The organism is Streptomyces sp. NBC_00510 (genome assembly GCA_036013505.1).
Taxonomy (GTDB): Bacteria; Actinomycetota; Actinomycetes; order Streptomycetales; family Streptomycetaceae; genus Actinacidiphila.
Genome location: CP107851.1, coordinates 1951481 through 1970005 on the forward strand (window position 1 = coordinate 1951481; position 18525 = coordinate 1970005).

15 protein-coding genes, 1 pseudogene and 1 riboswitch are annotated in these 18525 nt (G+C 73.6%); of the genes and pseudogenes, 7 read left to right on the forward strand and 9 right to left on the reverse strand.

The annotated features are described in order from the left end of the window. Position 1 precedes the first annotated feature (1 nt). Complete coding sequence (locus OG937_08710) at positions 2-775, reverse strand: ABC transporter ATP-binding protein (protein WUD71772.1); 774 nt, start codon at positions 773-775, stop codon at positions 2-4. Beyond that, positions 772-1278, reverse strand: coding sequence for a PadR family transcriptional regulator (locus OG937_08715; protein ID WUD71773.1), 507 nt, complete (start codon positions 1276-1278; stop codon positions 772-774). The genes OG937_08710 and OG937_08715 overlap by 4 nt, the downstream gene beginning before the upstream one ends. Before the next feature lie 169 nt (positions 1279-1447). Here OG937_08715 and OG937_08720 point away from each other — a divergent pair, with 169 nt between their 5' ends. The 6 genes from OG937_08720 to OG937_08745 all read left to right on the forward strand — a co-directional run bounded on the left by OG937_08720 (position 1448) and on the right by OG937_08745 (position 9750). Further along, complete coding sequence (locus tag OG937_08720; protein ID WUD71774.1) at positions 1448-2725, forward strand: ABC transporter substrate-binding protein; 1278 nt, start codon at positions 1448-1450, stop codon at positions 2723-2725. 270 nt (positions 2726-2995) lie between these two features. Beyond that, positions 2996-4666, forward strand: coding sequence for a glycoside hydrolase family 13 protein (locus OG937_08725; GenBank protein WUD78676.1), 1671 nt, complete (start codon positions 2996-2998; stop codon positions 4664-4666). A gap of 40 nt (positions 4667-4706) precedes the next feature. After that, a complete protein-coding gene (locus OG937_08730; protein ID WUD71775.1) occupies positions 4707-6038 on the forward strand; it encodes an ABC transporter substrate-binding protein in 1332 nt (443 codons plus the stop codon). A gap of 9 nt (positions 6039-6047) precedes the next feature. Continuing rightward, complete coding sequence (locus OG937_08735) at positions 6048-7400, forward strand: ABC transporter permease subunit (GenBank protein WUD71776.1); 1353 nt, start codon at positions 6048-6050, stop codon at positions 7398-7400. Between the two features lie 92 nt (positions 7401-7492). After that, entirely contained in the window at positions 7493-8323 is an 831-nt protein-coding gene (locus OG937_08740; protein WUD78677.1) for a carbohydrate ABC transporter permease, read from the forward strand. Between the two features lie 155 nt (positions 8324-8478). Further along, a complete protein-coding gene (locus OG937_08745) occupies positions 8479-9750 on the forward strand; it encodes an alpha-L-fucosidase (GenBank protein WUD71777.1) in 1272 nt (423 codons plus the stop codon). Here the strand turns inward: OG937_08745 and OG937_08750 are convergent. The 6 genes and pseudogenes from OG937_08750 to metE form a co-directional block, all read right to left on the reverse strand. After that, positions 9726-10976, reverse strand: coding sequence for an alpha-L-fucosidase (locus tag OG937_08750; protein WUD71778.1), 1251 nt, complete (start codon positions 10974-10976; stop codon positions 9726-9728). The genes OG937_08745 and OG937_08750 overlap by 25 nt on opposite strands. A gap of 11 nt (positions 10977-10987) precedes the next feature. Then, a complete protein-coding gene (locus OG937_08755) occupies positions 10988-11968 on the reverse strand; it encodes a hydroxyacid dehydrogenase (GenBank protein ID WUD71779.1) in 981 nt (326 codons plus the stop codon). A 209-nt stretch (positions 11969-12177) separates the two neighbouring features. Beyond that, positions 12178-13254 carry an adenosine deaminase gene (locus OG937_08760; GenBank protein WUD71780.1) on the reverse strand — a complete coding sequence of 359 codons (1077 nt, stop codon included), beginning with the start codon at positions 13252-13254 and terminating at the stop codon, positions 12178-12180. After that, positions 13251-13673, reverse strand: a complete 423-nt coding sequence (locus OG937_08765) for a VOC family protein (GenBank protein WUD71781.1) — start codon at positions 13671-13673, stop codon at positions 13251-13253. The genes OG937_08760 and OG937_08765 overlap by 4 nt, the downstream gene beginning before the upstream one ends. A gap of 128 nt (positions 13674-13801) precedes the next feature. Further along, positions 13802-14281, reverse strand: a complete 480-nt coding sequence (locus OG937_08770) for an acyl-CoA thioesterase (protein ID WUD71782.1) — start codon at positions 14279-14281, stop codon at positions 13802-13804. Positions 14282-14286: 5 nt separating this feature from the next. Then, positions 14287-16576 (reverse strand): annotated as a pseudogene (gene metE / locus OG937_08775) (5-methyltetrahydropteroyltriglutamate--homocysteine S-methyltransferase). 123 nt (positions 16577-16699) lie between these two features. Beyond that, positions 16700-16882, reverse strand: a riboswitch (cobalamin riboswitch). Between the two features lie 375 nt (positions 16883-17257). Between metE and OG937_08780 the strand changes: the two are divergent. Further along, on the forward strand, positions 17258-17779 hold the full coding sequence (locus OG937_08780; protein ID WUD71783.1) for a hypothetical protein: 522 nt from the start codon (positions 17258-17260) through the stop codon (positions 17777-17779). Here OG937_08780 and OG937_08785 read toward each other — a convergent pair. Continuing rightward, positions 17763-18434 carry an ABC transporter ATP-binding protein gene (locus tag OG937_08785; GenBank protein ID WUD78678.1) on the reverse strand — a complete coding sequence of 224 codons (672 nt, stop codon included), beginning with the start codon at positions 18432-18434 and terminating at the stop codon, positions 17763-17765. The genes OG937_08780 and OG937_08785 overlap by 17 nt on opposite strands. Positions 18435-18525: the final 91 nt, after the last annotated feature.

The following is an 18525-nucleotide window of genomic DNA, read 5'->3' on the forward strand; positions in this document are numbered from 1 at the left end:
GTCAGCCCTGCAGCTTCACGACGTCGGCGGCGGCACGGGAGGGACGCGAGGCGTACGGCGGGGCGTCGAGGGTGATGTCGTCGACCACTTCGCCGTCGAAGAGGCTGATCACCCGGTCCGCGGCGCTGGCCACCTTGGCGTCGTGCGTGACGAGCAGGATGGTCTGGCCGCGTTCGTGGCAGCGGGTCAGCAGCCGCAGCACCTCCCGGGTGCCCTTGCTGTCGAGGCTGCCGGTGGGCTCGTCGGCCAGCAGCAGGGCCGGGCGGTTGACCAGGGCCCGGGCGAGGGCGACCCGTTGCTGCTCACCGCCGGACAGGTCGGCGGGGGTGCTGTCCTCCTTGCCCGTCAGGCCGAGGTCGGCCAGCAACTCCTGGCGCGCGGCGCGCACCTGGCGGGGCGAGCGGCCGGCGAGCAGGGCGGGCAGTTCGATGTTGTCCGCGACGGTGAGGGTGGAGACGAGGTTGAAGAACTGGAAGACGATGCCGACGCCGCGCCGGCGCAGTACCGCCCAGCGTGCCTCGCTGAGCTGGTCGACCCGCTGCCCGTCCAGCCATATCCGCCCCCGGTCGGGGCGTTCGAGGCCGCCGAGCAGATGCAGCAGGGTGGACTTGCCGGCGCCGGAAGGGCCCGTGACGGCGACGAACTCGCCGGGCCGCACCTCCAGGTCGACCCCGCGCACGGCCCTGACCTCGCCGCCGTCCACGCGGTGCGTCTTGACCAGGCCCTCGACCCGGAGCATGTGCGGCGCCGCGGGGGGCGGCTCGGCCCTTCTCATTCCAGCTCCTCCTGGCAGCGCTCCAGCCAGTCGAGGTCCGCCTGCAGATGCAGCGTCGCGCCCTCGATCAGCAGCTGCGCGATGGTGTTGTCCCGGTCCTCCCCCGCGGCGAGCCGGGACATGGCCCGCATGAGGTTGAGGTAGTGGCGGCGCTGCTTGTTGATCAGGGAGACCTGGTCGGCCAGGCCGGTGGCCGGGGCGAGGGCGAGCTTCATGAAGAACTCGTCGCGCACCCGCGGCTCGCTGGACGGCTCGTCGAACCAGGCGGCGACCGCCTCCTGCCCGGCGTCGGTGAGTTCGTAGATCCGCTTGTTGGGCCGGCCGGACTGGGTGACGTCCTCGCCCCGGATCAGTCCCGACTTCTCCAGGCGCGCCAGCGTCACGTAGATCTGGCCGATGTTCGGCTGAGGATAGGCCGCACCGAAAAGCTTCTCAAGTGCCGTTTTGAGCTCGTAACCATGGGCGGGCCCCTTGGCGAGGAGTGCCATGAGCGGAAGGCGCACGCTCGACCTGCCTCCTCCCCGGCTACCTGCTTGTTAGGGGCCGCTCACCAGCCCGATCATCGGTGAGCAGGCCATCCTGCCGCAATGGCTAGTATCGCGCATGTCCAACAGGTATACATGTCCCTTCGGACGACGACGCCGTCGCCGGAAGCGGGACCTGGAGGATCGTATGCGCTGGGCGCGGGCCGCGGGCAGGACCCTGCTCGCCGCTGCCCTGCTGCTGACGGGATACGCCTCCGAGGGCGCCCGCGCCGCCGACGGACCGCCCGGCACGACGGGCCGGGGCCCGGTGACCCTCGCGACCGGTCGCGATCTGACCGGCTACCTCCAGCACGTGCTGGACGGCTGGAACCGTGGCCACCCCCTGGAGAAGGCGACCCTCGTCGAACTGCCCGAGGCGGCCGACGAGGTGCGCGCGCAGATGGCAGACAGCCTGCGCTCCGGCAGCGACCGCTTCGACGTGCTCAACATCGACGTGGCGTGGACCTCCGAGTTCGCGGGCGCCGGATGGATCGCGCCGGTCGACCCGCGCGGCCTGCCGCTGGACCGGCTGCTGCCCTCGGTGGTGGACACCGCCACCTTCCGCGAGCGGCTGTACGCGGTCCCGTACGTCACCAACGCCGGGCTGCTCTACTACCGCAAGGACATCCTCGACCGGGAGCACCTGGATCCGCCGCGCACCTGGGCGGAGTTGGAGCGGCAGGCGCGCACGCTCGCCCCGAAGTACGGGATCGGCGGCTACGCCGGGCAGTTCCTGCCGTACGAGGGCCTGACCGTCAACGTCACGGAGGCGGTGCAGTCGGCCGGGGGCGGCATCCTCGGCGGCGACGGCAGCCGGGTCACCGTGGACTCCGCCGCGGCCCGCGAGGGGCTGGGCTTCCTGGTGCGCGGGGTGCGCGAGGGCTGGATCCCAGGCGAGGCACTGCGGTTCAAGGAGGAGGAGTCCCGGCAGGCCTTCGAGGACGGCCGGCTGCTCTTCCTGCGCAACTGGCCGTACGTGTACGACCTCGCCTCCGCGCCCGGCTCCAAGGTCGCGGGGCGCTTCGGCGCGGTGCCGCTGCCCGGGCCGGACGGGCCGGGCGCCAGTGTGCTGGGCGGGTCCAACCTCGCGGTCAACGCGCACTCGCGGCATCCGCGGACGGCCGCCGACCTCATGGCGTACATGACGGGTGAGTCCGTGCAGCGCCAGGTCCTGACGGAAGGCTCGCTGCCGCCGGTGTGGGCCGATCTGTACCAGGACCCCGGGCTGGTGCGCCGGTACCCGTACCTGCCGGTGCTGGAGCAGAGCGTACGGGCGGCCAAGCCGCGCCCGAAGAGCGCCCGCTACGAGCAGGTGAGCCTGGCGGTGGCGGCGGTGAGCCGGGACGCGCTGGCGCTGCACACCACGCCGGAGCAGGCCGTCGCACGGCTGGACCGCGAGCTGCGGGAGATCGTGCGGGACCGCTGATCCCGCGGCGCCCTTCGCTGGATGTCACCACCCACCTCATACCTACTTGTTAAGTAACTGCGGGGGCCTCCCCGACACCCTCTCGGTTCTCGACTGCGGATCTTACCCACGCAATTCACCCCAGTAAGCGCCGTCTATCGGCAGCTCCGTTGACACCTTCCTGACACTGCTACTTAACATGCATGCATAACGAGCCACCCCGCGCGGCGTGCAGTGTCGTGTCCGTCCGCGCGCCCGCAGTCAGGATGGTGACGGGTGTTCACAGCCCCTCTGGAGGACGGTTCCTCCACCGCCGCCGCCCCCTCCCCGGCACTCACCGCCGTACGCCCCTGGTGGCGCGACGCGGTGGTCTACCAGGTCTACGTGCGCAGTTTCCTGGACAGCACCGGCGACGGTGTCGGGGACCTGGCCGGCGTCCGAGCCGGTCTGCCCTACCTGCGCAAGCTGGGCGTCGACGGGATCTGGCTGAGCCCCTTCTACCCCTCGCCGCAGCACGACCACGGCTACGACGTGGCCGACTACACGGGCGTCGACCCGCTCTACGGCGACCTCGCCGAGTTCGACCGCCTCGTGGCCGACGCGCACCGGCTGGGTCTGCGCACCGTCCTCGACGTCGTCCCCAACCACTGCTCCTCCGCCCACCCGTGGTTCCGCGAGGCACTGACGGAGGGACCGGGCGGCCCCGCCCGGTCGCTGTTCCACTTCGCCGACGGACGCGGCGAGCACGGCGAACTGCCGCCCAACAACTGGCGGGCGATGTTCGGCGGTCCCGCCTGGTCCCGGGTGACCGAGCCGGACGGCCGGCCCGGCCAGTGGTACCTGCACCTGTTCACCCCGGAGCAGCCCGACCTCAACTGGCGTGACCCGCGTGTCGGGGAGCACTTCGAGCACGTGCTGCGCTTCTGGCTGGACCGGGGGGTCGACGGCTTCCGCATCGACGTGGCGGCGGGCCTGTTCAAGCACCCCTCGCTCCCCGACTCCCCCGACCCCGCGGCGGACGAGCGGTCCCGCGACTCCGTCAACCCGCTGGCCTGGAACCGTCCCGAGGTGCACGGGGTCTGGCGGCGGTGGCGCGCGATCTGCGAGGAGTACACCGCCCGCGACGGACGCGAACGCCTGCTGGTCGGCGAGGTCTCCGTCCCCACCCCGGCCGAACAGGCCCGCTACGTCCGCCCCGACGAACTCCATCAGGCCTTCTTCTTCCACCTGCTGAGCGCCCCCTGGAACGCGCAGGCGTTCCGCACGGCCATCGCCGAGGCGCTGCGCGACATCGCCGGGACCGGGTCCACCGTCACCTGGGTGCTCAACAACCACGACCAGGTCAGAACCGTCACCCGGTACGCGGGCGGCCCCACCGGGCACTTCGGCGCCGCCCGGGCGCGCGCCGCCGCGCTGCTGATGCTGGCGCTGCCGGGTGCCGCGTACGTCTACCAGGGCGAGGAACTGGGGCTGCCCGAGGTCGTCGACCTGCCGGACGAGGTCCTCACCGACCCGATCTTCCGCCGCACCGGCAGCCGCCGCTTCGTCCGGGACGGCTGCCGGGTGCCGCTGCCCTGGTCGGGCCACGCCTCGCCGTTCGGCTTCACCGCCGAGGGCAGCGCGGCCCGGCCGTGGCTGCCGCAGCCCGACTGGTTCGCCGAGCACAGCGCCGACCGCGCGCTGCTGGACACCGGTTCCTTCTGGCACCTGTACCGGGAGGCGCTCGGCCTGCGGGCCCGGCTGCCCCAGCTCGGCGAGGGGACGCTGCGCTGGCTGGAGGCACCGCCCGGCGTGCTCGCCTTCGTCCGCGGCGAGGGCCTGGTCTGCGCCGTGAACTTCGGCGACGAGCCGGTCCCCGCCCCCGTACCGGGACAGCCGCTGCTGTCCAGCGCCCCCTGCCCGCCGGGGGTCCTCCCCGCCAACGCCGCCGCCTGGTGGGTCCACGACCCGGCGCGCACCTGACCGTTCCGCACCACTCCACCGAAGAAGGGACACCACCCCGATGAAGCGCACCCTCGTCGCGGCCACCGCCATATGCGGTCTGGCCCTCGCGACCACCGCCTGCGGCGGTGACACCAAGGCCTCCTCCGACTCCGGCCCGGCGGCCGGCGCCCAGAAGCTCAAGGGCCAGACCGTCACCGTCGCGGCCGTCTGGACCGGCGTCGAGCAGCAGAACTTCCAGAAGGTCCTGGACGGCTTCACCGCGAAGACCGGGGCGAAGGTGGCGTACGTCTCCACCGGCGACAACTTCGCGACCGTCCTGGGCAGCAAGGTCGAGGGCGGTGACTCGCCCGACGTCGCGATGGTGCCGCAGCCCGGTGTGCTCAAGGAGTTCGCGGGCAAGGGCTGGCTCCAGCCGCTGTCGCCGGAGGTGAAGGGCGCCGCGGAGAAGAACTACGCCAAGATCTGGCAGACGTTCGGCACGGTCGACGGCACCTACTACGGCCTGTACTTCAAGACCTCCGACAAGTCGACGGTCTGGTACAGCCCGCAGGCGCTGGAGACGGCCGGCGTGCAGCCGCCCAAGACCTTCGCGGAGATGCTGGACGCCGCCCGCGCCGTCTCCGACTCGGGCCTGCCCGCCTTCGCCGTCGGCGGCTCGGACGGCTGGACGCTCACCGACTGGTTCGAGAACGTCTACCTCTCCCAGGCCGGCCCGGAGAACTACGACAAGCTGACCCGGCACGAGATCCCGTGGAGCGACCCCACCGTCGTCAAGGCGCTCACCACCTTGTCCCAGCTGTTCGGCGAGGACGACCTGCTCGCGGGCGGCCGCAAGGGCGCCCTGGCCACCAGCTTCCCGGACTCCGTCGCGCACGTCTTCGGCAAGAGCCCCAAGGCCGGCCTGGTCTACGAGGGCGACTTCGTCGGCGGTGTCATCTCGGGTGACCTGGGCGGCAAGGTCGGCGAGGACGCCAAGTTCTTCCCCTTCCCCTCGGTCGACGGCGGCCCGGCACCGGTGGTCGGCGGCGGCGAGGCCGCCGTGGCGCTGAAGTCCGGCAAGAACGCCAAGGCCGCCATGGAGCTGATCGCCTACCTGGCCACCCCCGAGGCCGCGCAGATCTGGGCCAAGGCGGGCGGCTTCCTCTCCCCCAACACCAAGCTGGACCCCGCCTCCTACGCGGACGACACCCTGCGCACGGCCGCCAAGTCCCTGGTCGACGCCGGTGACACGGTGCGCTTCGACATGTCCGACCAGACCCCGCCCGCCTTCGGCGGCACGCCCGGCAAGGGCGAGTGGAAGATCCTGCAGGACTTCCTGCGCGACCCGTCGGACCCGAAGGCCACCGCGGCGAAGCTCGAGGCCGCGGCCGCCAAGGCGTACAAGGGCTGAGGCCGGATCATGTCCGCCCTCACCCGCAAGGTGCCGCCCGCCCCGGCGGGCGGCACCGCCCCGGCCTCCGTCCGGCGGCGTTCACGCCGGGCCCGCATCACGGCGATCGTCTTCGCGCTCCCGGCGCTCGCCCTGCTCGGCGCCCTCGTCGGCTACCCCATCCTCTTCTCGGTCGGCCGCAGCCTGTTCGACGCGAGCGGCGACCGCTTCGTGGGACTCGCCAACTACCAGGAGATGTTCAGCGACCCGGCCACCCTCAAGGCCGTCCGCAACACCGCGATCTGGGTCGTGGCCGCGCCGGCGCTGCTCACCGGCGTCGGCCTGGTCCTGGCCGTGCTCACCGAGAAGATCCGCTGGGCCACCGCCTTCAAGCTGCTGATCTTCATGCCGATGGCGGTCTCCTTCCTCGCCGCGGGCATCACCTTCCGCCTGGTGTACGACCAGGACCCGCAGCGCGGCGTCATGAACGCGGTCGCCGTCGCCGTCCACGACACCTTCAACGACTCCTCCGCCTACCCCGGCGCCCGGCCCCGCGGCACGGACGTGCTGAAGGAGTCGGGCGACGGCGGTTACCAGGCGGTCGCGCGGGTGGAGCCGGGCAAGGACGTCACGCTGGGCCTGGTCGGCCTGCCGCCCGCGTCCCTGCCGAAGCAGGCCCGCCCGGCCGCGCCCGCGCAGGTCTCCGACGACGCCGTCACCGGCGTGGTCTACCTGGACTTCGTCCCGGGCGGCGGGGGCACGCCCGGCGCCGTGGACCCCCAGGAGCGCGGCCTGCCGCACATGGCGGTGGAACTGACCAAGGGTGATGCCGTGGTCGCCACCACGACCACCGGTGACGACGGTTCCTTCCGCTTCGCAGGAGCCGGGGACGGCCCGTACGGCGTCCGCCTGCCCGGGAAGAACTTCGCGGAACCGTACGCGGGCATCGACTGGCTCGGCCCGACACTGATCACCCCGGCGATCATCGGCGCCTACCTGTGGATCTGGACCGGCTTCTCCATGGTGCTGATCGGCGCCGGGCTGTCCTCGCTGCCGCGCGAGACGCTGGAGGCCGCCCGGATGGACGGCGCGGGCGAGTGGCAGATCTTCCGCAGGATCACCGTGCCGCTGCTCGCGCCGGTGCTGGGCGTGGTCTTCGTGACGCTGGTGATCAACGTGATGAAGGTCTTCGACCTCGTGTACATCATCGCGCCGGGCCCGGTGCAGGAGGACGCCAACGTCCTGGCGCTCCAGATGTGGCTGGTCTCCTTCGGCGGCGGCAACAACCAGGGCCTGGGCAGCGCGATCGGCGTCGTCCTCCTGCTGCTGGTGCTGCCGGCCATGGCCCTCAACATCCGACGCTTCCGCAGGAGCAACCGATGACCGTGCAGACCGCCGCTCCGCACCCCGCTCCGCCCACCCCGCCCGGCGGGACCTCCGGCCGGCCCCCCGGGCGTCCCTCCGTGGCGGGCCGGCTGGTCGCGGTGCTGCGCGGGGGGCTCGTCCAGGTCCTGCTGACGGTCGTCGCGCTGATCTGGCTCACCCCGACGGCCGGACTGTTCGTCTCCTCGCTGCGGAACGCCGACGACAACGCCGGTTCCGGCTGGTGGACCGCCCTGGTCCACCCCGGGTCGCTGACCTTCGACAACTACTCCGCGATCCTCGGGGACAGCGGGATCACCCAGGCGTTCTGGAACACCGTCCTGATCTCGGTGCCCGCCACGGCCGCCGTCGTGGTCCTTGCCGCCCTGGCCGGGTACGCCTTCGCCTGGCTGGAGTTCCCGGGGCGCGACTGGGTCTTCCTGGTGGTCGTCGGCATGCTCGTGGTGCCGGTGCAGATCGGACTGCTGCCGGTGGCCCGGCTGTTCGGGGCGGTGGGACTGTTCGGCACGACCTCGGGCGTGGTCCTCTTCCACGTGGCGTACGGGCTGCCGTTCGCCATCTTCCTGCTGCGCAACTACTTCGCGGAGATCCCGCGCGAAATGCTGGAGGCCGCCCGCATGGACGGCGGGACGGAGTGGACGATCTTCCGGAAGCTGGTGCTGCCGGTGGGCCGTCCGGCGATCGCGAGCCTGGCCATCTTCCAGTTCCTGTGGGTCTGGAACGACATGCTCGTCGCGCTGATCTTCGCCGACAGCGGCTCGCAGCCGCTCACGGTCGCCCTGCAGTCCCAGATGCGGCAGTTCGGCTCCAACATCGACGTGCTGGCGCCGGGGGCCTTCCTGTCGCTGATCGTGCCGCTGGCGGTCTTCTTCGCCTTCCAGCGCCACTTCGTGGAGGGGGTCATGGCCGGGTCGGTGAAGTAGCGGCCGAGCCGCCGCGGGAGCGGGTGCGGCGATACATCGGAGGTCTTTCTTGTCAGTCACCCCGATCCCCCTTAGGGTCGGGGCGGAGGACAGGACTCCTCCGACGTATCCCCGCACCCGCGGTCGTCTTCCCCCTCCCCGAGGACTCGTCAGCCATGCCCCTGCAGCCGTGGTTCGCCGACGCCAAGCTCGGCATCTTCATCCACTACGGGATCTACGCGGTCGACGGCGTGCCCGAGTCCTGGGCCTTCTACAACGGTGAGGTCCCCCACGAGCGGTACATGCGCCAGCTCGACGGGTTCACCGCCGCGCGGTACGACCCGCGCGCCTGGGCCGGGCTCTTCGCCCGCGCGGGCGCCCGCTACGCGGTGCTGACCGCCCGGCACCACGACGGCGTCGCCCTGTGGGACACCGCGCAGGGCGACCTGTCGGTCGTCCGGCACACCCCGGCCGGGCGCGACCTGATCGCCCCGTACGCGCAGGCGCTGCGCGAACACGGCCTGAAGGTCGGGCTCTACTACTCCCACTCGGACTGGAACCACCCGGACTACCCCAGCGTCGTCCACCCCGCCCCGCCCACGGAGGACGTGGCGACCAGCCCCTTCGCCGCCCCGGCGGACGGCAAGGAGGACCCGGCCGCCTGGGAGCGCTACCTCGCCTACCGCGACGCCCAGGTCGGCGAGCTGGTCGACCGCTTCCGGCCCGACCTGCTGTGGTTCGACGGCGAGTGGGAGCGCAGCGAGGAGCAGTGGGGCCTGGACGCCCTGGCCGCGCGGATCCTCGCCGGGAACCCGGAGACGGTCCTCAACGCGCGCATGCTGAGCCACGGCGACTACGCCACACCCGAGCAGGGCATCCCCGTCGAACCGCCGGCCGGGCCGTGGGAGCTGTGCCTGACCGTCAACGACTCCTGGGGCTTCCAGCACACCGACCACCGCCACAAGTCGGTGCGCCAGCTGGTCCGCTACTTCACCGAGACGATCGGCGCCGGCGGCAACCTGCTGCTGGACGTCGGCCCCCGTGAGGACGGCACCATCACCCCGGAGCAGACGGCCCGCCTGGAGGGCCTCGGCGACTGGATCCGCGGCCACGCCGACGCCGTGTACGGCACCGTCGCCGGCCTGCCGGCCGGGCACCACTACGGCCCCAGCACCCTGTCCGCCGACCGCCGCACCCTGTACCTGGTGTGCTTCGACGCCCCGCGCGAGACGATCGCGCTGCGCGGCCTGCGCAACCGCGTCCGCCGCGTGTCGGTGGTGGGCACGGGCGCGGAGCTGGGCCACCACGTGACCGGCGGGCTCCACGACGTGCCCGGAGTCACCTGGATCGACGCGCCCTCCCCCGACGCCCTGGACCCGTACGCCACCGTCCTCGCCCTCGAACTCGACGCCGAACTGGACCTCTACCGCGGCACCGGTCGCACCTGAGGGAGCTCCGGCATCGTCGCGCAGCCCGTGCGGTAGCCCGTGACGCGGCGCAGGGCCGCGCCGTCGCCGGTGAGGCGGATGCGCAGGCCGGTCACCTCCCGCTCGGGGAAGACGTGGACGCGGCGGACGCCGACGGTGCGGCCCCGGGCGACGGTGCGGCCGCCGGCGTGGACGGTGTGCTCCCGGACGCGCTGTCCGCCCGTCAGGTCCTCCGCCAGGTCGAGGTGGTCGAGCACGACCGGGCCGGGGAACTGGGCGGTCCAGGTGTGGTCGTCCTCCCGGGTCAGCAGGGCCTCGACGGGGGCGGCGAAGCGCCGGCGCAGCTCGCCTGTGAACTCCAGCAGCCGGGCGCGGTCGGCGTCGTCGACCAGGCCGCGGCGGTCGGGGGCCACGTTGAGCAGGAGCCCGGCGCCGAGGCCGACCGAGCGGTACCAGATGGCCAGCAGATGGTCGTGGCTCTTGAGGGTGTGCAGGTCGTCGGGCTGCCAGAACCAGTTGGCGCGCAGCGGGACGTCGCATTCGGGCGGCAGGTAGCGCACCTGGTCCAGGGCGGCCCGCCCCGCGTCGTAGACGCTGATGCCGGTGGAGTCCACGGCGTAGTGGCAGGGGTCGCAGGCGAGACCGTCCTCGTTGCCCACCCAGCGGATCGTGGGGCGGCCCATGTTGAAGACCATGGCGTCCGGCTGGTGCGCGTCGACGACCGCGGCGATCGCCTCCCAGTCGTACGTGCGGCCCTCGGACCCGGCGCCGTCGAACCACAGCTCGTACAGCGGGCCGTAGCGGGTGCACAGTTCGGTCAGCTGGCGGACGTACAGGTCGTCGTACGCCTCCGGATCCTCGTAGCAGGGCGCGTTGCGGTCCCAGGGCGACAGGTACAGGCCCAGGCCGAGTCCGTACGCGCGGCAGGCCCCGGCGAGTTCGCCCACGACGTCACCGGCGCCGTCCCTCCAGGGGGAGGCGGCCACCGAGTAGCCGGTGGTGGCGGTGGGCCACAGGCAGAAGCCGTCGTGGTGCTTGGCGGTGAGCACCACGTAGGCGGCGCCCGCCTCGGCCGCGGTGCGGGCCCACTGGCGGGCGTCCAGCGCCGTGGGGGCGAAGGTCGCCGGGTTCAGGGTGCCGTCGCTCCACTCCCGCCCGTTGAAGGTGTTGATTCCGAAGTGCAGGAAGACGCCGAATCCCGCTTCCTGCCAGGCGAGTTGGGCCGGGGTCGGGACGGGGGCGGCCATGCGGTCCTTCCTCAGGCGGAGCGTGCGAGCGCGTCGCGGTGGACGGCGTGGGCGAGGGGCGCGCCGCGGGCGAGGCGTTCGATCTCCTCGATCGCGGTGTCGGCGAGCCGGGCCAGCTCGCCGCCGAGCGATCCGGCGACGTGCGGGGTCAGCAGGACGTTCGGCAGGTCGTAGAGCGGCGAGTCGGCGGGCAGCGGCTCGGGGTCGGTGACATCGAGGACGGCGTGCAGCCGGCCGGAGACCAGTTCGGCGGTGAGGGCGGCGGTGTCGACCAGCGAGCCCCGCGAGGTGTTGATCAGCGTGGTCCCGTTCCGCAGCAGCGCCAGGCGCGCGGCGTCGAACAGACGCCGGGTCTCGGGAAGTTCGGGGGCGTGGACGGTGACCACGTCGCCGAGCAGGCACAGTTGGTCCAGCTCCACCGGTTCCGCACCGAGCGCGACCGCCTCGCCGGGGTCGAGGTAGGGGTCGTGGACGAGCAGGCGCAGGTCGAAGGGGCGCAGCAGCTCGATGACCCGCCGCCCGATGCGGGAGGCGCCGACGACCCCCACGGTGCGACGGTAGTTGCCGATGCCGGCCGGCATGTCGGGGGGCTCCGGCCGGTCGCGGGCCTCCCGGTAGGCCTGCGCCGAGGCCAGCACGCGCTTGTTGGCGAACAGCACGGCGGCGACTGTGTACTCGGCCACCGGCAGCGCGTTGGCCGCGGCGGCGGTGGAGACCTGGATGCCGCGCCGCCACACGGCGTCGGTGACGTGCTGCTTGACCGATCCGGCGGCGTGGACGACCGCGCGCAGCGCGGGCATGCGGGCCAGCGCCGCCTCGTCCAGCGGCAGGCAGCCCCAGCCGGTGAGCAGCACCTCAGCCTCGGCGAGCGGTTCCGCCACCGCGGGGTCCCCGAAGTCCTCGACGAGCAGGGCGGGGTCGACGCGGGCGGCACGGCAGAGGCGTTCGAGGGCCGCGTCGCCGAGGACGGCGTCACGGGTCTCGGCACTCATGGCGAGGACGGTACGGGGACGGTGGTGCGCGCGGGTCACGTGACGGCTCCCCCTGTGGAGACCTGCGGACAGGTGAGGGCGCCATCATTCGCACGGGACCCGGTGGCGTCAAGGGCGGACCGGGCCTCCCCGGCCCCGGCACGCGCACCGCCTCGGACGCCGCACGCGGGGTACCGGACCGGGAGCCGGGCCGGCACCCCCGTCGGGGGTCAGCTGCCCGCGGCGAGCACCGTCTCGTAGCCCGGCAGGACAACGTCGCGGATGATCGCGTTCCGCTCGTCGAAGGGGAGGAACGCGCTCTTGAGCGCGTTGACGGTGACCTCGCGCAGGTCCTCCGCCGTCCAGCCCGCCTCGGTGACGAGCAGCTCCATCTCGCGGGTCATGGTGGTCGCCGAGACCAGGCGGTTGTCGGTGTTGAGGGTGACGCGGAAGCCGAGGTCGCGCAGGAGGGTGATGGGGTGCTCGGCGATGGAGGTGGCGGCGCCCGTCTGGAGGTTGGAGGTCGGGCAGACCTCCAGTGCGATGCGGCGGTCGCGTATCCAGCCCGCGAGGCGGCCGAGCTTGCCGTCCACGATGTCCTCGGCGAGGCGGACGCCGTGGCCGATCCGCAGCGCGCCGCAGACCTGCACCGCCTGGTGGATGCTGGGCAGGCCGTGGGCCTCGCCCGCGTGGATGGTGAAGGGCACGTTCTCGCGGCGCAGGTGCTCGAAGGCGGCGAGGTGGTCGGCGGGCGGGAAGCCGTCCTCGGCGCCCGCGATGTCAAAGCCGACGACGCCCGCGTCGCGGTACGCGACGGCGAGGTCGGCCACCTCGCGGCTGCGGTCGGTCATGCGCATCGCGCACAGCAGCGTGCCCACACGGACCGGCGTGCCCGCGGCCGCGGCCTTCGCCATGCCGGCGGCCAGGCCCTGCTGGACGGTCTCGACGACCTCGGCCAAGCTCAGGCCCCGGTGCACCAGCAGCTCGGGCGCGTAGCGCACCTCGCCGTAGACGACGCCGTCGGCGGCGAGGTCCAGCACGTACTCCTCGGCGACGCGCAGCAGGCCCTCGCGGTTGCCCATCACCGCGATCGTGTGCTCGAAGGTGGCGATGTAGCGGACCAGGTCGCCGGAGTTGGCGGCGTCGTAGTACCAGGCGGCCAGCTCGCCGGGGTCGGTGGCGGGCAGGGTGTGGCCGATCTCCGCGGCCAGTTCGACCAGGGTGGCCGGGCGCAGGCCGCCGTCCAGGTGGTCGTGGAGAACGGCCTTGGGGAGCCGGCGGATCAGGTCGGTGTCGAGGGCGGTCACGCGGTGTGCTCCTGGTCGGCGGGGGCGGTGGCGGCGGGCTGGAGGAGGTCCCAGCGGTTCCCGTACGGGTCCTGGAAGACGACGACCGAGCCGTACGCCTCGTGGCGGGGCTCCTCCAGGAAGGTCACCCCCGCGGCGCTCATCCGCGCGTGGTCGCCCGCGAAGTCCTCGGTGTGCAGGAAGAAGCCGACCCGTCCGCCGGTCTGGTCGCCGACCCGCGACAGCTCCGCGTCGTTCTTGGCGCGGGCGAGCAGCAGCCCGCTGCCCGCGGCGCCGCCGGGCGGGCGCACGACGACCCACCGGCTGCCGCCGGGGCGCGGCTCGTCCTCGACGAGCTCGAAGCCGAGGGCGCCGGTGTAGAAGGCGATGGCCTCGTCGTAGTCGCGGACGACGAGGGTGACCAGGGCGATACGGGACATGCGCGAACGTTATACGTAACACCACGACCCGGGCAAGACGCCCCCTCCGGCTGGGAGGGGGCGCCGGTCCCGGGCCACGCGGGGCGGGCGCCGGGCGGGGCCGCCGGCCGCCCCGCCCGGCCCCCTGGTCAGCCCGCCTCGGCCTGCCGGGCGCGCAGGGCGCGGCGGCGCAGCGCCCGGGCGTGCCGCCGCTCGTCCTCGGCCGACGCCGGCCTGAGCTCCGCCACCGGCCGGGGCCTGCCGTCGGCGCCGGTGGCCACGAAGACCAGGTGCGCCGTGACGACGTCGGTCGCAGGGCCCGGGGTGTCCCAGCGCTCGGCGGTGACGCGGACGCCGACGTCCATCGAGGTGCGGCCCGCGTGCTCCACGACCGCGTGGACGGTGAGCAGGTCACCGGCGTGCGCCGGGTGGAGGAAGGCCATCCCCTCCACGGAGACGGTCACCGCGGGGCCCGAGGCGTGCCGGGCCGCGGCCGCCGCCGCCGCGTCGTCGACGAGCTTCATCACGACCCCGCCGTGGACGGTCCCGTACAGGTTGGTGTCGTGCTCGCTCATGATGTGGGCGAGCGTGACGGCCGAGTCGGCCGGGGTCTTGTACCGCGGGGCCATCCCGCTCACCCCCGCACCCGGCGCGCGGCGGCCACCAGGTTCTCCAGCGCGGCACGGACCTCGCCCGGGGCCCGGGTCTTCAGACCGCAGTCGGGGTTGACCCACAGCCGTTCGGCGGGCAGGGCCCGCAGCGCCCGGTCGATGAGGTCGGAGATCTCCCGTTCCGAGGGGACGCGCGGCGAGTGGATGTCGTACACCCCGGGGCCGGCCTCCCGCCGGTAGCCGGCGGCAGCCAGCTCACCCGCGATCTCCATGTGGGAGCGGGCGGCCTCCAGGCTGATGACATCCGCGTCCAGGGCCTCGATGGCCGGCAGGATCTCCCCGAACTCCGCGTAGCACATGTGGGTGTGGACCTGGGTGTCCGCGCGGACCCCGGAGGTGGCGAGGCGGAAGGCCTCGGTGGCCCACGCCAGGTAGCCGGGGCGGGCGGCGGCGCGCAACGGCAGGCTCTCGCGCAGCGCGGGTTCGTCGACCTGGATGACCGCGGTCCCGGCCGCCTCCAGGTCGGCGACCTCGTCGCGCAGGGCGAGGGCGACCTGGCGGGCGGTGTCGGCGAGCGGCTGGTCGTCGCGGACGAAGGACCAGGCGAGCATCGTGACCGGGCCGGTGAGCATGCCCTTGACGGGCCTGCCGGTGAGCGACTGCGCGTAGGAGGTCCAGCGCAGCGTCATGGGCGCGGGCCGTGACACGTCGCCGACGAGGACCGGCGGCTTGACGTAGCGGCTCCCGTAGGACTGCACCCAGCCGTGCCGGGTGACGAGGAACCCGTCCAGCCGCTCGGCGAAGTACTGCACCATGTCGTTGCGTTCGGGCTCCCCGTGGACGAGGACGTCCAGACCCGCCTTCTCCTGGAACGCGACGACCTCGCGGATCTCGGCGGCGATCCGCTCCTCGTACTGCTGCGCCGTCAGCTTCCCCCCCCCGCAGGGCCGCGCGGGCGGCGCGCAGGTCGGCGGTCTGCGGGAACGAGCCGATGGTCGTCGTCGGCAGCGGCGGCAGGCCGAGCCGGTTCCGCTGCGCCGCGGCGCGTTCCGCGTACGGCTGGGGGCGGCGGGCGTCGTCGGGACCGGCGGCCGCGCAGCGGGCCCGTACGGCGGGGTCGTGGGTGAGGGCGGAGGCGGCACGTGAGGCCCGGGCGGCACGGCTCGCGGCCAGTTGCGGGGCGACGGCCTCGCGGCCCTCGGACAGGGCGCGCGCCAGGGTGACGGTCTCGTCGAGCTTCTGCCGGGCGAAGGCGAGCCAGCGCGTGACCTGCAGGTCGAGGGTGCGTTCCCGTGCCAGGTCCAGGGGGACGTGGAGGAGGGAGCAGGAGGGCGCCACGTCGAGGTGGTCGGTCAGGCCCAGCAGGGTGGCCAGGGTGGCGAGCGAGGCCTCCAGGTCGTCGGCCCAGACGTTTCGGCCGTCGACGACCCCGGCGACCAGGCGCTTGCCGGGCAGGCCGCCGAGGGAGGCGAGCGCGTCGAGGTTCCCGGCGGCGGGGCCGGTGAAGTCCAGGGCCAGCCCCTCCACGGGGGACTGCGCGAGGACGGGCAGGGCCTCCCCGAGGGCGTCGAAGTAGGTGGCGACCAGCACCTGCGGCCGGTCCGCGGCGGCGGTGAGCTCGCGGTAGGCGCGGGCGGTGGCGTCGAGCACGGCACGCGGCTGGTCCTGGACCAGTACGGGCTCGTCCAGTTGCACCCATTCCGCGCCCGCGGCCCGCAGGTCCGCCAGGAGGGACGCGTAGACCGGCAGCAGCCGGTCCAGCAGCGCGAGCGGTGTGAAGCCCGCGCCGGCGCCGGGCGCGGGCTTGGACAGCAGCAGGAAGCTGACCGGGCCCAGCAGCACCGGACGGGCCGTCAGGCCTTCGCGCCGGGCCTCGGCGTACTGCGCGAGCTGCCCCCGCGGGTCGGGGGCGAAGCCGGTGCCGGGGCCGATCTCCGGCACCAGGTAGTGGTAGTTGGTGTCGAACCACTTGGTCATCTCCAGCGGCGCCAGCTCCGCCGTGCCGCGCGCGGCGGCGAAGTAGGCGTCCAGCTCCGTCACCTCGCCCGCGCGGTAGCGCGCGGGGACGGCGCCGACCGCCCAGGCCGTGTCCAGGACGTGGTCGTAGAGCGAGAAGCCGCCGGTCGGGATCTCGGTGATGCCCGCCGCGCGCATCTGGCGCCGGGCGCCCGCCCGGACGGACGCGGCGGTCGCGAGCAGGTCCTCCGCCCCGACGCGGCCCGCCCAGTAGCCCTCGAGGGCCCGCTTGAGCTCCCGGTCGGGACCCTGCCGCGGGTAGCCGTGGAGGGTCGCACCGATGTGCGTGAGTGCCATGGAACTCTCCTTCGCGAGTTCGCACGGACCCCGGCACGGGACGTCGGCACGGCACACGAAGGCCGCCGCCGACCCGCCCACGAGGTCCCGGTGGAACCGCGCCCCACCGCGGGGCACGGGCAGTGGCAGGTCTTCGGACTCACGGGCACGTCTGCCGGGCAGACACCTACTGGCCGTCGCTTCCCGGACGCTTGCGCGTCCAGTGCGTATGACGGCGGTCGTTCCCGCTCACCGCTGCGGGGCAGTCCCGGATTCCCACCGGGTTCCCTCTTGCGACGCATCCCGCCTGGCGGACGGGGCGAACCAGCTGCACGCGCCAGCCTACGGGGTGCGCCGGCCGCGGACGGGGAGATCCGCGTGCCGGACGTCCCGGTGGGCACGGTGAGCGGCGCCGGGTGCCGGGTGCCGGGGTGGCAGGGCCCGGGATGCGGGTCGGCCCGGGATGCGACGAAACGGAACGGACGCGGTCGGCCGATGGCGGTGCGGGCGGCGGGCCGCCCCGCGGCACGGGCGAACCGCGCGGCGGCCTCCTCCAGCCGCGCACGCGGTATGTCACCGGGCACCAGGTGGCCGGCCAGGCCTCCGACGGCGACGAGGTCGTCGTCCCGGACGTTTCGGTGGGCGTGGCACACCCCCAACTCGGTCTCCCGCAGGGCCTGGTGGTTCCCGTAAATTGCTTCCATGGGGGCACGGGACGCACAGGACGAACCGATGCGAGGCGGCCGGCGATCGGAAGGGCGGGGCTCGGGCGAGGGCTCCGCGCATCCCCTGGCGCTCCTGCTGGCCGGCGTGGTGTTCCTCGCGGCGGGCGTCTGGCTGCTGACCGCGACGGCCAGGGACACCCTGGCCGTGCGCTACGGCGTGCACACGGTGGGCACGGTCCGCGAGGCCCGCGACGCCTCCGGCGACGGCCGGCTGTGGGTGACCTTCACCGTGGCGGGCGCCGAGGTGACCCACCCGCTGCCGCCGGGCACCAACCGCCGCCAGGTGAACCACGGGGACCGGCTCCCCATCGTCTACCGGGCCGACCGTCCCGAGCGGGTCGTCGCCCGCCGTGACGTCGGGCACGGGCCCCTGCTGTTCTGGTCGGGGTTCACCGCGGTGGGACTCGTCCTGGCCGGCTGGTCCGGCCTGGCGCTGCACCGTGCCGGCCGGCGGCGGAGGCGCGGCGGCCCCGGGACGTGGGTCAGTCGGTGGGGGTGATGTGGCCGTCGCGCAGTTCCAGGACGCGGTCGGCGAGGGCGAGGAGCTGGGGGTCGTGGGTGGCGACGAGGGCGGTGACGCCTTCGCTGTGGACGACGGCGCGCAGGAGTTCCATGACGGCGCGGCCGGTGTCGGCGTCGAGCTGGCCGGTGGGTTCGTCGGCGATGATCAGGGCGGGGCGGTTGGCCAGGGCGCGGGCGATGGCGACGCGTTGCTGCTGGCCGCCGGACATCTCGCCGGGGCGCTGGCCGGCGTGGCCTTGGAGGCCGACCAGGGAGAGCAGGAGGGCGACGCGGTCCTCGCGTTCGCCGCGGGGGGTGTTGCGCAGTCGCAGGGGGACGCCGACGTTCTCGGCGGCGGTGAGGATGGGCAGCAGGCCGAAGGACTGGAAGACGAAGCCCATGCGGTCGCGGCGCAGGGCCAGCAGCTCGCGTTCGCCCAGGCCGTTCAGGACGGTGCCGTCGACGGTGACGCGGCCGGCGTCGGCGCGGTCCAGGCCGCCGATGATGTTCAGCAGGGTCGTCTTGCCCGAGCCCGAGCGGCCCTTGAGCGCGACCAGTTCACCCCGGGCCACGGAGAAGGACACCCCGCCCAGGGCGTGCACCGCGGTGTCCCCGGTGCCGAAGGTGCGCACCAGGTCCTCCACCACGACCATCGCCTCGGAGCCGGCCCCGTCGCCCGCCGGGCCCTCCCGCCGTTCCAGCAGTCCCTCGCTCATGCCCGCCAGCATAAGGGGCTCTCTCGTT

Excerpts from the sequence above, each read along its gene's own strand:
- OG937_08765 (WUD71781.1), bottom strand. The coding sequence starts at position 13,673 with ATGTCCCGTATCGCCCTGGTCACCCTCGTCGTCCGCGACTACGACGAG.
- OG937_08770 (WUD71782.1), bottom strand. The coding sequence starts at position 14,281 with ATGGCCCCGCGGTACAAGACCCCGGCCGACTCGGCCGTCACGCTCGCC.
- OG937_08750 (WUD71778.1), bottom strand. The coding sequence starts at position 10,976 with ATGGCCGCCCCCGTCCCGACCCCGGCCCAACTCGCCTGGCAGGAAGCG.
- OG937_08735 (WUD71776.1), top strand. The coding sequence starts at position 6,048 with ATGTCCGCCCTCACCCGCAAGGTGCCGCCCGCCCCGGCGGGCGGCACC.
- OG937_08710 (WUD71772.1), bottom strand. The coding sequence starts at position 775 with ATGAGAAGGGCCGAGCCGCCCCCCGCGGCGCCGCACATGCTCCGGGTC.
- OG937_08720 (WUD71774.1), top strand. The coding sequence starts at position 1,448 with ATGCGCTGGGCGCGGGCCGCGGGCAGGACCCTGCTCGCCGCTGCCCTG.
- OG937_08785 (WUD78678.1), bottom strand. The coding sequence starts at position 18,434 with ATGGTCGTGGTGGAGGACCTGGTGCGCACCTTCGGCACCGGGGACACC.
- OG937_08755 (WUD71779.1), bottom strand. The coding sequence starts at position 11,968 with ATGAGTGCCGAGACCCGTGACGCCGTCCTCGGCGACGCGGCCCTCGAA.
- OG937_08780 (WUD71783.1), top strand. The coding sequence starts at position 17,258 with ATGGGGGCACGGGACGCACAGGACGAACCGATGCGAGGCGGCCGGCGA.
- OG937_08745 (WUD71777.1), top strand. The coding sequence starts at position 8,479 with ATGCCCCTGCAGCCGTGGTTCGCCGACGCCAAGCTCGGCATCTTCATC.
- OG937_08730 (WUD71775.1), top strand. The coding sequence starts at position 4,707 with ATGAAGCGCACCCTCGTCGCGGCCACCGCCATATGCGGTCTGGCCCTC.